Here is a 13,611-nt window from a genome sequence, read left to right as displayed (position 1 = left end):
ATCAAAATATAATTTTAAATGTAGTGCCTATGCCTACTTTACTATCTATCGTTATTGTGGCATTTAGAGCCTCTAATTGAGACTTTACAAGAAATAATCCCATTCCTTTTCCAGAAACATTTCTATGAAATCTTTTATATAGTTTAAACACACTCTCACCGTGCCTATCCAAATCTAAACCTATACCATTGTCCCTAACGTATAAAACTTTTTGGTCGTTTTCAATTGCAGATTCAAATTCAATATAAGCTTCAACGTCACTTCTTTTATATTTAATGGCGTTAGATATAAAATTATGGATAATACTTTGTAAATAGAATTTTGAATAAGATATATTTTTCCAGGTTTTTAAGTCTAGTAATACTTTAAAACCACTGTTTTCAAATAGCGTTTCGGTAAATTCATGCTTGATCTCTTCTACTAAATTTTCTAAATCTATGTTATCTATTTTTAGCTCTTTGTTATCTAAAATAGATACATAATCATTTATGTCTTCGGTTAAATGGGTAATGCTAGTGGCAACTTGATTAAGTTTTGGTAATAATTGTTGTTGTACCTCTGGATTTTTCTCATTCTGTATCATTTCAACTATTACTGACATACTGGTGACAGGAGAACGTAAATTATGAGAAATTAAATAGTTGAAATCACTTAATTGTTTATTTCTGATTTCTAGACTATTGTTTATTTTCTTTACTTTTTTATTATTCTCCTCTAATTTATCTTTACTTCTGGTCAATAAGATGTTTTTACCTTCTAACTCTTTGTAGAATTGTTCTTTTTCTATTTTCTTTTTTTGAAATACATAACATAGTATTAAAAGACCCGCTATAGCAAAAATGTTAAACATGAACAGACTTCGAAATAAAGGTAGTAACTCGGCTTCTACTACTCTAGGAGGAACTTCTAAAGCCAAAAGCAAATTAGCCTGGGTTACTACTTCTGTAGGTAGGTTAGATTGAGAACCAAACGTAAATGTCTTTCCATTTAAATTAATGGACTGCTGCGACCAAATATGACCATTTTCAACAAAAGTGCTGTCTCTAAAATGGGTTATTGCTTTGGTATTTAAAATACCATCTAAGTAACTATTTTTATTTTCAGATTCATAGGGTAGATCTTCTTCTATAGTACTTGCAGTTATAACTTTAAAATTCTCATCTAATAAATAAATATTTTTTTCTTCAACCCTAGATTTTATTTGATCTAGCATTTTTTTCATTTTAAAATTGATGACCACTAAACCAATTTTATTTTCATCGATATCAAAAATAGGAGCCACAGCTCTCATTACCGGTTTATGCGGTATTTCAATTTTCCCATTTTCCTTATTTAAGCTTATTTGAGAAAGGTATATTTGATTTTTTTTTAATTGTAACCCTGCTTTAACATAGGTATGTTGATTTTTATCTTGTAAAGGGTTAATGATAAGGGTATCGTTTCCTACGCGTTGTGCTCTAAAAAATTCTTTTCCTTCTAAATCTATAAAGCGAAATTGATCATAGATAGTTATATATTCAATAAGTTCTAGATATGAATTTAAGAAAGAAGAATGCTCTGCTAGAGGATCAAAATTCTTTGGATATTTTAAATTGGCCCAATATTGGATATTACGCAAAAAAGAAAGATATTTTTCTTCAAAAGAAACTTTCTTCATCGTGTTAGCACGAATCTGACGCTCCATAATAGCATCAATTTGCTCTGCCTTTTGAGAGTGATATAAAAAAAGGGTAAGCGCAAAAAGTGGCACATAAAGGCCAATAAACATTTTTAAAACTTTCTTCCACATACAAGATCTATTATAGTATCTTTTTCATTTTGTGTTCTCGAACATGTAAAGTCTATAAAACTTACGCTAAAGTAGATAAAATTCTTACAAAATTGAAATTAATATTGATCATAAATATTAAAATCGGTTTTATCTCATATGATATGAAAGATTGGCAATGTTTTTTTGTTGATTTTAATATATAGCCTGAAATACTATAAAGGTGAAAAAGTCACTTAATCTAAATTTAGTTTATTGTAAAACAAGGGTTTCTTTAAAAATAGCCACTTTGCTTTTATTCCTATTTCCGTAAATTCAAAACCAGCTGCTGTCGCAGAGGCTATATTACTGTATTTACCATAGAAATTCAAGCTAAACCTATTTGAGAATTGGTGTTGTATAGATGCTTCTGCCCTAAAGATATTTGTTTTGGGATCGTCTTCGACTTTTTGAATTCCGGTGGCTGCGCTTACCATGTAAGTAGTCTTTTCCGAGATTTTACCTCTAACATCAGCAAAGAGTTCAACTGCTTGGTATTTTTCTGGACTAAAGTATATGGTAGGTACTTGATCCTTAAAGGTTATGTATTGATAGTTAAGACCCATTTTTAAAGCTGGTTTCTTAAGTACATTATAATACAGTGATGTAAAAAGTAAATTTCGCACATTGTCATCGCTCTGTTGTGTATGCATTAGTTGTGTGTACCATCCAAAATTTACATTGGTACCAAGATTATAATTTAGACCGTAGTGGTTCTGTACTATTTCACGCTCTATTAATTCGGCATTAAAACTTTGCACTTCTCTTTGGTACCCCAGGGTTAAATTCTGTAACTTAAAAGGTTGCAAATCTAATTTAACATCAAGAACGGGCTGTGTATATGCTTGTTCCAAAAATCTAGAATTATTAAAGCCTATTACAGATTTCAAAATTGTTTTAGGAAATAATTTATATTGCAAACCAACTAGGGCTACATGAGAAGTTGCTTTGTTATCTGTTACCGTATTTTCGGTAGACCTAAAGAAATAAGAAAAAGTAGTTTTAAATATAGTGGAGAAGGGTACTTCTACCGTCGTGTTTGTAAAAAAGGCCGAATTATTACCATTATCGAAAGTATACGCGGCGTGCTCTTCAATAGTAGGTGTATGCATTAAGTTTAGTTTTTTTATAAAGCCTTTGGCATCTTTTTGATTGTCATAAAATTTTAAAGTCTGGTTTGCCATGTTATATGCCGGTATTATTCTATCTGACGCAAATAGGGCATTAGCCTTTCCTAAATTTCCGTCGAAAGAAGCACTGTCATTGACCAAAATTCTATCATAGCTTTCAATACTTGCTTTGGCATCGCCCGTGTAAAGACCTAAGGTTGCTTTTAGCGCATGTATCCAATTCTTATTGACAAAATGAGATTCTAAACTATCGATTTTTTTACGTGCCGGTATAAATTTCTTATTCCATATCAAAGCCTGTACATAACGGTCGTAAGTACTTTGGGTCAATTTTATATCATTCAATTTATCAACCTTAATGGTAGCCTTTTTAGCGATAACTAAAGCTTCTTTGTCATTTTCGTCTAAATGTTCTGCAAGGGCGATACCGTTCAATGCCGTAATGGAATCTTTTGGAGAGGTAGCATACCTAGCATACATGTTTTTAGCTTTATCAGCTTGTTTGGTTATGAGATAAAGATTGGCCAGGTTAATAAGTACATCTTTATCATTGGGGAAATCTTCAAATATTTTTTGCAACGTTTTTTCTCCCTGTTCATATTGCTGGTTGTTCACAAAGGCACTTGCATAGCCCAATCGCATGAATTTTCTTGAAATTTTGGCACTTTCATTCTCAGGCTCTAGTGCAATTGCCTTTTCTACCCAACTTAATGCCAACTTATATTCTTTTAGATTACTTAATGTATTGGCGTAGCCCAATACTGCACCGAATTTCGTGGGGAATTTTTCTACCAAATCTGCATATAGAGGTCTAGCTTCTTCATATTCTTTGGCCCATAAAAAAGATTCGTTGTAGTTGATCAATATTTCAAAATCTCCTGGATATTCCTTTAGTAAATCTGCGAATAGACCTGTTGCTTTTTTGGGTTCACCACTTAAGCCAACTGCTCTACCGTAACACAGTAGTGCTGTTTTGTTATTGGGATCTTCTTTTAGGTATTCACCAAAAAAAAGTTCCGCTTCCTGAAAATTTCCTTTTTCTAAAAAACCAAAGCCTTTCGTCATGTCGGATTGGGCTTTAAGCACTGTAGAGCTTAAAAGAAAAAAGAATACTATTTTTTTAATCATTAAAGTAAGATTTATACTACAAGTACCTAACGGTAATTATTGCAATTTATTTGTCAATATGAATATTGTAAAGATAAAATTGTATCAATGGCTATGGAAGTAGCTTAATTGCGACTCATCTACACCTAATGGTCATTCATCTTAACTGCTTAAAAAAAGAAGCCTGCCATTAAGATCTTTGAGAACCAACTACTAGAATGTTAGTCACTTTAAATACTACATATGATAGCTCTTAAATTAATATGTGAGAAAGTTTGTTTTAAAAAAATACTTATAGGTGGCATACTCTTCGTTAACCTTGGTAATTATTTTTATAGTATTGTTTCGGGTAGTCTGTTTAAATCTGAGGTGCGTAGTGATGTCGCTTTGTTGATTAGGTTCTTGCTTGTTTTATCTCTTTTAATATTGACATTTCTACCGAACACCGCAAAATTGGTAGACATATTTGTTAATGATGAGCGGGCGATCTTAAAATATGTGCCTTATAAATTTGCCCTTGTTTTTGGAATGTTAATAGGTTTGCTTCTATTTACCTTTACCGATAACTTGCTATATGAGTTTTATACAGCATCCGATCTACTCTATATAATTTTTGTTTTTTCTGTAGTGTTCAGTTTAAAGTATAACCTTCAAAAAGTTTCTTTAAACAAAGAGAACGAACGTAAGGTAGTCAGTTTTGTAATTTTGATCGCTTACCTTGAATTTATCCAAATAGTAATACACAACTGTAATATACTTTTGGTAAAACATTATTTCGATACGGTAGATGTGGGTATTTATAGTTCGTTGGCAATGATAGGGAGTATAGTTTATTTCGTGATTTTGATGTTCGTATTATTTTTAATACCCGCTGTAATACAAAGACAAAAAAATGGTAAGGTAACGGCACCTGTACTCATGAAATATATAGGTTATATTGGTCTTTTGGTAATTTGTATAATAATCGGCTGTACCGTTTTATCGAAGTTTATTATCAATTTAATGCTTGGTGAGGCTTTTTTGGGCATGGCACCATTACTATGGCAATATGCATTAGCTAGTTCACTTTTTGCTATCTCAAACCTATTTGCATATCATTTTTTATCGCTAAATCAATATTTACCCGTCATCCTATCTGGGGTGATAGCAATAGCTCAAATTATAATAATCGCCTTCTTTCATAGTTCTTTGGTTATAGTGGTACAGATGCAGATTATTGCTATGGTCTTCTTATTGACAGCTCAAATACTTTTTTTTAAGCATAATTCCATATTACATAAATATATGTAAGACGATTTTTAGTTATGTATGGTAGTCAAATGATTAGTGTTTTTGGGTCTTTTGAAATTATATTTAAGAATATTGATGACTAAAGTGTATTTGTCAAAAGAGTTTAACCGATCAAAACTTCCATTCGTCTACAGTAATTCTTCATCGGGCTAATGATCTTCTGTTTAGCTTTTTCTTAGTTCGATATTTGTAAAAGAAATAACCGAATTGAATTTTAAAACTTAACCTTATGAGACTTGCCATAGTAACCGCATACCCGCCTAGCAAAGTAACATTAACAGAGTATGGTTATTACTTGGTTAAACATTTTAGAACTCAAAAAGAGGTTACTGAAATTATTTTGATAACAGATAAAACAGAGGGGGAAAAAGATTTAATGTTTAATGAGGATGGATGTAATGTTTTGGTAAAAGAATGCTGGAGTTTTAATGATTACAACAATCTATTCCAAATCAATAAGGTAATATCTGCAACCAAGCCAGATGCCATATTTTTTAATTTACAATTTTTAAAATTCGGAGATAAGAATATACCAGCAGCACTTGGTTTAATGCTACCTCTTGTGTGTAAACTAAGAGGTATACCTACCATATCGTTATTTCATAATTTATTAGAACAAGTCGATTTAGAAAATGCAGGAATCACTTCTAATAGAATGGTAAAGAAAGTATATAATGTAATTGGAAATGCGCTTACAAGATTTGTGTTGGCATCAGACATTGTAGCCGTTACCATAAGTAAATATAAAACCATTTTAGAGCAGAAGTATAAATCTAGAAATGTAGCTTTAGTTCCGCACGGATGTTTTGAAATACAGCAAGAGCCAAATTATGAATTACCTATGGGTTCAATGAAAGTGATGGCTTTTGGTAAGTTTGGCACCTACAAAAAGGTGGAAATTATGATTGAAGCCGTAGAATTGATCAGGCAACGTACCGAACTTGATATAGAAATTGTTATTGCCGGTACAGATAGCCCAAATACCTTAGGGTATTTAGATAGTATGAAAAAGAAATATGCACATATTGATCAATTGTGTTTTACAGGTTATGTTCCAGAAGAAGATGTGTCGCGTGTATTTAAAGAAAGTGCAATTGTTGTATTTCCATATACGTCTACTACAGGTAGTTCTGGAGTGCTGCACCAAGCAGGTAGCTATGGTAAAGCGGTTGTGTTACCAGACATTGGAGACCTTAGTATTCTCGTGAAAGAAGAAGGTTATAAAGGTGAATTTTTTAAACCTAATAATGCGGTTTCATTGGCAGATGCTATTGAGAATATTTTAGAGCATGACTCTTACAGAAAGTATTTATCTAAGGCGAACTATAAAGCGGCTTGTTCAATACCAATGTCAGATATTACAAATATCTACATAGAATATTTTAAAGCATTACAAATGGCAAAATCTAAAGGATTTCAATTAGATATCTCTTTATTGGAGAAAGAATTAACGATATAAACGTTTTGGTTAGGTTTAGTGAAAAGGGGGTAGTGTGGTTAGCTACCCCTTTTATTTAAAATCAAGACCTATATATTTAGGTGATAATTACATTTCCATAACTATATTTTGTGCAAGCTATTTAAATGAATACAGTTTTTTTTAAACATCAATAATCAAATATACTAGGTGGTTAGTAATGATTTTATTAATATTTTTTACTCTTAAAGTACAATTTTACGAAACTTCTCCGTTATATGTAAGTTAAATCTTACTTATGTAAACCATGAAAATACTAACTATTGATGATCAACAGCTAATTTTATTATCTGTTGAAAAACGACTTACCGAGCTTGGCTATACTGTTAAAACGGCAGATTCGGGTAGTAAAGGAATAGAATTATATGATTCTTTTAAACCTGATCTTGTACTTGTTGATATAAATATGCCGGGTATGTCTGGTTTAGATGTTGTAAAGCACATTAAAGGTGGCGATAGAAAAGCTACCCCGGTCTTAGTAATGTCCGGTAATACAGAAGAAAAGGTGATCATGGATGGTTTTACCCTAGGTATCGATGATTATATGAAAAAGCCCGTGAGCTTGTCAGAAATGTCAGCTCGTATTAAAAGGCTAATTGGTGCACCTATTGTTGAAATGAATACCGATGTTGCCAATGCCGGTAGAATGCTTCAAAAAAATTGTGTAGGTGTTGTTATACCTTGTTATAACGAAGAAGAACGACTTTTAGGTAAAGAGTTTAGAGACTTTGCACACAATAACCTTGGTTATCACCTTTGTTTTGTAAACGATGGTAGTACCGATAAGACTTTAGAAGTTTTAGAAGAATTAAAAAAAGGCAACGAAAGCAATATAAGTATCTATGATTGTAAGAAAAATGGCGGTAAAGCAGAAGCTGTACGCTTAGGTATGCTACATATGGCTAAAGATCCACAGCTAGACTATATAGGTTTTTTAGATGCCGATCTTTCTACTGATTTTAGAGACTTTGATGATTTGGTAGAAACTCTTGATAAATCAGATTTTAAAATTGTCAGTGGCTCTAGAATGAGTAGAATGGGCGCGGATATTACCAAAGAATCTGCTCGTAAAATAATTAGTATGACCATTAACCTTATCATACGCACTATTTTAAGAATGCCCTTTAATGACACTCAATGTGGAGCTAAGGTTATGGATCGTTCTGTAATACCACTAATGTTTAGCAAACCCTTTATAACTAAATGGTTGTTTGATGTGGAGATGTTTATACGAATGCGAAAATACTTTGGCAAAAATGAAGCTATCAAGCTTATTTGTGAGCAGCCTCTTAAAAGATGGATTCATGCAGATGGATCAAAACTGTCAATGAAAGATTCTGTTAAAATTGTTGGTCAACTTGCTAAAATTGCGGTTGTATATAGATAATTACACCTCTAACCCCCAAAAACCACATTATCAAAATGACTGCGATTAAATTAGCCTTAAAGCGAATCTCCCCTAAACAATTGTTTATGGGCAGTGCTTTACTAGTAAATGGGGGCAATTACCTTTACAATCTATTATTAGGTAGATTGTTGGGGCCAGAAGCCTTTGCAGATGCTGCATTGTTGGTCACTTTACTTTTGGTTCTGTCTTTTGTGGGCATGACATTTCAACTGGCCACTACAAAATTTGCGGTTTTATTCACAGATTATAAATGGTTGGCTTTTAAAAATACCATGTACAGGTACGCATTGGTATTTGGCATATTTACAGGTATTTTGGTACTCGTTTTTTCTAAGAACCTTCAAGAACTGTTCAATACCCAAAATCACTACATGTTCATGATTTTTGCGGTGGCCATACCTTTATATTTCGTAATGAGTGTAAATAGGGGAAGATTTCAAGGAGGTCATGATTTTGGGAAATTGGCAGGTACGTACCAAACCGAAATGTGGAGCAGGCTTTTGCTCACCTTTGCCTTATTGTTTTTACTGCCTTTTGAATCGGGTATAATGATTGCGACTGGTATAGCACTTTCTTTTGTGTTCGGACTTTATCCTTCAGATTTTAAAGGTGTTCAGGTATTTTCAAAAGATAAGTTGGCTGCACCAGATCTAAAACAGGTTTGGATATTCATTGGTCTTACCGCAGGTTATGAACTTACCCAGATTATAATAAACAATAGTGACATTTTATTGGTCAAGCATTATTTTGATGATAAGCAAGCAGGCTTATACTCTTCATTGGCATTGATCGGTAGGGTAGTGTACTTTGTGGCTTGGATGTTTGTTATGCTTTTAATGCCAACGGTCATTCAAAAACAAAAAGATGGTGAGCCAACGGCGCCGGTGCTGTTTAAGTATGTATTCTTTATCGGTAGTTTATCAACTTTCATTGTAGTGGTGTGTTCTTTGTTTCCTAATTTGATTATCACCTTAATGTTCGGTGATGCTTATTTATCAATAGCTCACTTGTTATGGAAGTATGCCTTGGCGACATCACTGTTCGCTGTGTCTAACATATTTGCCTATTACTTTTTATCGTTAAATCAATACTCACCTGTAATATTATCTGGTTTATTGGGCTTCTCACAAGTTGCTTTGATCATGCTCTACCATGATAATCTAGAGACTGTAGTGCATATGCAAATTATTGCCATGGTCATATTATTGGTAGCTCAACTATTGTTTTTCATCATTAAAAATAAATCGGATTCCAAATCCATAAAAGTATAGAACGTGTATAAAATACAGTAATGCTACATTAAAAAAATAGTCTTGTTTAATAAAATATAATTCAAATGAAATTAGCCATAGTAACCGCATACCCGCCTAGTAAAGTAACCTTAACAGAATATGGTTACTATCTGGTAAAGCATTTTAGACTGCAAGAAGAGGTAACAGAATTAATATTGATCACAGATAAGACCGAAGGGCCAAAAGATTTAAATTTTGAAGGCGAAGGTTGTAAAATAACCGTAAAAGAATGTTGGAGCTTTAATAGTTATGCTAATATTTTCAGTATTAGCAAAACTATTACAAAGCTAAAACCCGATGCTGTCTTGTTCAACCTTCAGTTTTTAAAATTCGGAGATAAGAAAATACCAGCTGCAATGGGCTTAATGTTACCATTTATATGTAAAACCAAGGGTATACCTACAATTTCATTATTGCATAATATTCTTGAACAGGTAGATCTGGAAAATGCTGGTTTTACCAAGAACAAGGTGCTTCAAAGTATCTATAATTTTATTGGTACTACATTGACGAAGTTCGTATTGGCCTCAGACATACTTGCGGTAACTATCAGTAAGTATGTAACCACTTTAGAAGATAAATACAAGGTTAAAAATGTTGCCTTAATTCCGCATGGTGCTTTTGAGACTCCCCCAGAGCCAGATTTCAATCTTCCCCAAGGTCCAAAACAAGTTATGGCCTTTGGAAAGTTCGGTACCTATAAAAAAGTAGAGATTTTAATAGAGGCAGTAGAAGAAATTAGAGCTAGAACAAACGAGGATATAGAAATTGTTATTGCCGGTACCGATAGCCCTAACACACCAGGGTATTTAGAAGAAATGAAACAGAAATATAGTCATGTACCGCAAATACGATATACCGGCTACGTTGCTGAAGAAGATGTGCCAAAAATATTTGGGGAAAGTGCGGTTACGGTTTTTCCATATACTTCTACGACAGGTAGTTCTGGGGTACTGCACCAAGCAGGCAGTTATGGTAATGCAGTTGCTTTACCAGATCTGGGAGATTTAAGCGTATTGGTCAAAGAAGAAGGCTATGTAGGCGAGTTTTTTGATGCTTACGATACGTCGTCTTTGGCAAATGCCATTGAGAAAATCATTACAGATGACTCATATAGAATTCATTTGGCGAAACAAAATTATAAAGCGGCCTGTTCTTTACCAATGTCGGCTATAACACAAATGTATATTGATTACTTTAAGGCAATACAGAAATCTAAAGAAACAGGTTTTAATATAGATATATCAACTATGGAGAAGAAATTGGTTCATTAAGAATCGATATGGTTAGTATTTGAAGGCTGGTGTGGTAACCAGCCTTTTTTTATACTTGATCATTTCTTTATCACTAATTCGTAATAGGAGGGCTTTTTGTTGCCCAACGAATCTATACAACCAAAGAAGTGTTGTTTCTTTGTTTTCCAAGGAAGGCTGCCGGCAACTGAAGTCGGTACTTTTTCAAAGTCATAAAGAGTCCAGAATAGGTAGGGTATATTCTCTTTTTGTAAATAGCCTTGCATTTCTTTATAATAGGCGGCCTGTTTTTCTTTAGAACCTGAGAACAAACTCCACATACCATCATAAGAAGAATTACCATATTCTTGTAAAACTATAGGTTTAATTGGTGCCAAATACCTTAATATTTTAAAAGACTCTATAAAATGTTGAGGCTCTTTGTAGTAATGAAAGGAAATAAAATCAACTTCATCGGCTAGAATCAATGCTGCCTCTGGGTTAGACCAACCTATGGTTATTGGGTTTTTAGAGTCCCAATTTCTAATTTCCAAAATCATTTGATTGAGCCATTGTACTACATTGTCTTTACCACGAGAGTCAAAATCTAAATCGGGTTCATTTTTTATATCCCATCCTAAAAGTGCTGGGTGGTCTTTTACGGCATTTACAATGGCTTCTGCGTGCCTGTGGGTCAATGTCCAATTAGATATGTCATAATCCCCATAAAAATCGAACAGTGTTATAAGAACATCAATCTTGTTTTCTTTTGCCCTATCTAAAAGTTTTTTTAAGAGTTTTAGTTTTTTTGCATCTACCTTATTTTTTCCAAAATCTTCATACTGTATAAATACACGTATGGTATTTAGACCCATATCATGTATTATTTTAAAATCTTTATTGATTATGGTATCATTAAAACGCTTTCCAAAAGTATCCCAAGGAGAATCTTTTGGATAATAGTTCAACCCTTGCTGATTTTTTATTTTTTCTAGTTTCGCCTTTACATCTCTTTGCTTTAGAGTATTAGTGTCACTAACGTTAGGTATTTGCTTTAAGTGACGTATACGCCAAAAACCATCTTCCAATAACATCATTACCTGGTAGCTTGTAGTATCTTTTTCCTTAAAAAGAAGATTTTCGCCTTCATAGGTTTCTTGATATTCCTCTACATTATAATCTTTAAATACGACCATGGTACCATCGGCAGTATAAAAATCAAGCGCCGGATTATGGTTTAGGGTGGTGCGCTTATACCAATGGTTGTTTTTTACGTTCAAATCTATATTTTCGTACAATCTTACGCGGGCACTATCGGTATAAAAATCTTCAATTCCATAGCGGTCATTTTTCTTGAACGCTATATTTCTAACATGCCAGGCATTCATATAATCATTAGTAATCTCACCTAAGGCTTGCTCTTCCATTTCCCTGCCTGGGTTGTCAAGATCTGTCCAGTTTAAGTTGGGTTTATAAACATCTTCCATGGGTACTTCTAAATGTAGCATGGAGGTTTTGTCGGCCCCGGTGTTCATAAATGCCCAAGCGGCTCCTATACCGTATATTATAAGAGCGTTTATAGCCAAAAAGGTGGCTATTAGTACCGTTCTGTACAATGTTTTATTTAACTGTATCGCCATGAATATTCTTTGTAAATTCTTTTGTAATACCTGCAGCGGTCAATTTTAATATATAAGCTCCATCTTCTAGAAAATGTTCACCTAGGTAGATGTTGCATACGCCATTTTTAGATGTGGTTTTCTTTGTTTCAATGAACTTTCCGTTACCATCATAAATATCTAATTGTAATAAGAGCCCGTCTGGTATCAGCTGTTTCATAAAACTTTCAAAAGGTCCTACGTCTATATTTCTGTTGCCTTTAGAAAAATGAACGGCATAATCTTTAATGGCAGACTTGAATTCGAATTTAGTAGTGTTACTTTCTGCTGCCCCTGTTACAAAAGCCTGTATTTCCCAAGTAGCGGCTTTATCTGGATGTAGGGTTTTAGCTTCTGCAATACCATTGATCGTGGTGCCAATGGTATATAGATATTGGTCTTTTTCATTTTTTATTACAAAAGTTACCAGGGTACCATTGGTAACCGTATTGCCAAATTCATCTCTTATGATATCGGATAAAAATGTTATTATTTGATTGCCATCAGCGAAATTATGGGCACTTGAGCTGCTTATTGAAAAATTAACGGCATTGGCAGGGTAGACAATGGTTGCCAATTCTTTAGATGTTGTACCGTTACATTCCGATGTTACCAATATTCTTCCAGACTTTAGGGTAGACGCAACATTGTACCACGCTATAAAACTTTCAGTGGTAATTTGTAGTTCTTCAATATTTTCTAAAAACTGATATTTAACGGTTACCTCTGTACCATTATCCAAAGGGTTATCATAAACATCTGTAGGGGAAACGGTCAACATAGAGAAATCATTTCTACCTGCTGTAACACTACGTGGACCAAAATAAGATTCTACATAGGTGGCCTTTGAGGCATTTGTAGCAATATGATGCATGCCTTCTTCTAAAACTTCGTTACTAAAGACTAATTTCCAATTAAATAGACCTGCAATTCTCGTGAAGTTTTTAGGAATGCTGAATTTGATGCTATCGGCACTCGTCTCTTCAGGGTCTATAAAAACACTGCCATACGCATTTTTGACCTGTAATTTATAGGTTTCATTTGGTGTATCGGTTTTGAAGGTTATTGCGATTACTTCACCTGCAACAGTATTTTCTGAATGTGATAATAACTCGGTTTTGGGTATGTGAATTTCTTTTGGCTGTTCTTCTTTTTTTTCAGAACACCTCAATAATACAAGACCTAAAAGTAGTATAATGGTATTTTGCAT

General features: G+C 33.5%; 9 protein-coding genes. 5 read left to right on the top strand and 4 right to left on the bottom strand.

Going from position 1 to position 13,611, the window contains the following annotated elements; all coding sequences use genetic code 11:
• Nucleotide 1: 1 nt before the first annotated feature.
• Both SJY30_RS08005 and SJY30_RS08000 read right to left on the bottom strand, forming a co-directional pair.
• Nucleotides 2–1,789, bottom strand: a complete 1,788-nt coding sequence (locus SJY30_RS08005) for an ATP-binding protein (protein ID WP_396635031.1) — start codon at nucleotides 1,787–1,789, stop codon at nucleotides 2–4.
• 215 nt (nucleotides 1,790–2,004) lie between these two features.
• Nucleotides 2,005–4,065, bottom strand: a complete 2,061-nt coding sequence (locus tag SJY30_RS08000; RefSeq protein ID WP_396635030.1) for a tetratricopeptide repeat protein — start codon at nucleotides 4,063–4,065, stop codon at nucleotides 2,005–2,007.
• A 222-nt stretch (nucleotides 4,066–4,287) separates the two neighbouring features.
• Between SJY30_RS08000 and SJY30_RS07995 the strand changes: the two genes are divergently transcribed.
• From SJY30_RS07995 to SJY30_RS07975, 5 genes are all read left to right on the top strand, one after another.
• Nucleotides 4,288–5,334 (top strand): oligosaccharide flippase family protein, encoded by a 1,047-nt coding sequence (locus SJY30_RS07995; protein ID WP_396635029.1) that lies wholly within the window; start codon nucleotides 4,288–4,290, stop codon nucleotides 5,332–5,334.
• Between the two features lie 229 nt (nucleotides 5,335–5,563).
• On the top strand, nucleotides 5,564–6,793 hold the full coding sequence (locus SJY30_RS07990) for a glycosyltransferase (RefSeq protein ID WP_396635028.1): 1,230 nt from the start codon (nucleotides 5,564–5,566) through the stop codon (nucleotides 6,791–6,793).
• A gap of 265 nt (nucleotides 6,794–7,058) precedes the next feature.
• Complete coding sequence (locus tag SJY30_RS07985; protein WP_396635027.1) at nucleotides 7,059–8,198, top strand: response regulator; 1,140 nt, start codon at nucleotides 7,059–7,061, stop codon at nucleotides 8,196–8,198.
• 35 nt (nucleotides 8,199–8,233) lie between these two features.
• Nucleotides 8,234–9,490: a sugar isomerase gene (locus SJY30_RS07980; protein ID WP_396635026.1), complete on the top strand. Its 1,257-nt coding sequence runs from the start codon at nucleotides 8,234–8,236 to the stop codon at nucleotides 9,488–9,490.
• A 65-nt stretch (nucleotides 9,491–9,555) separates the two neighbouring features.
• Nucleotides 9,556–10,785, top strand: coding sequence for a glycosyltransferase (locus SJY30_RS07975; RefSeq protein WP_396635025.1), 1,230 nt, complete (start codon nucleotides 9,556–9,558; stop codon nucleotides 10,783–10,785).
• A 59-nt stretch (nucleotides 10,786–10,844) separates the two neighbouring features.
• Here the strand turns inward: SJY30_RS07975 and SJY30_RS07970 are convergent, their stop codons facing one another.
• Both SJY30_RS07970 and SJY30_RS07965 read right to left on the bottom strand, forming a co-directional pair.
• Nucleotides 10,845–12,383 (bottom strand): glycoside hydrolase family 2 TIM barrel-domain containing protein, encoded by a 1,539-nt coding sequence (locus SJY30_RS07970; protein WP_396635024.1) that lies wholly within the window; start codon nucleotides 12,381–12,383, stop codon nucleotides 10,845–10,847.
• The gene (locus SJY30_RS07965; protein WP_396635023.1) at nucleotides 12,364–13,611 is read right to left on the bottom strand and encodes a hypothetical protein; all 1,248 of its coding nucleotides are present in this window, start codon (nucleotides 13,609–13,611) and stop codon (nucleotides 12,364–12,366) included. Before SJY30_RS07965 ends, SJY30_RS07970 begins: the two co-directional genes overlap by 20 nt.

Origin of the sequence: Maribacter sp. R86514, from assembly GCF_044597005.1 — a bacterium.
Taxonomy (GTDB): Bacteria; Bacteroidota; Bacteroidia; order Flavobacteriales; family Flavobacteriaceae; genus Maribacter.
The sequence above is the reverse complement of the archived record's forward strand: the minus strand, read 5'-3'. Positions and strand labels throughout refer to the sequence as shown.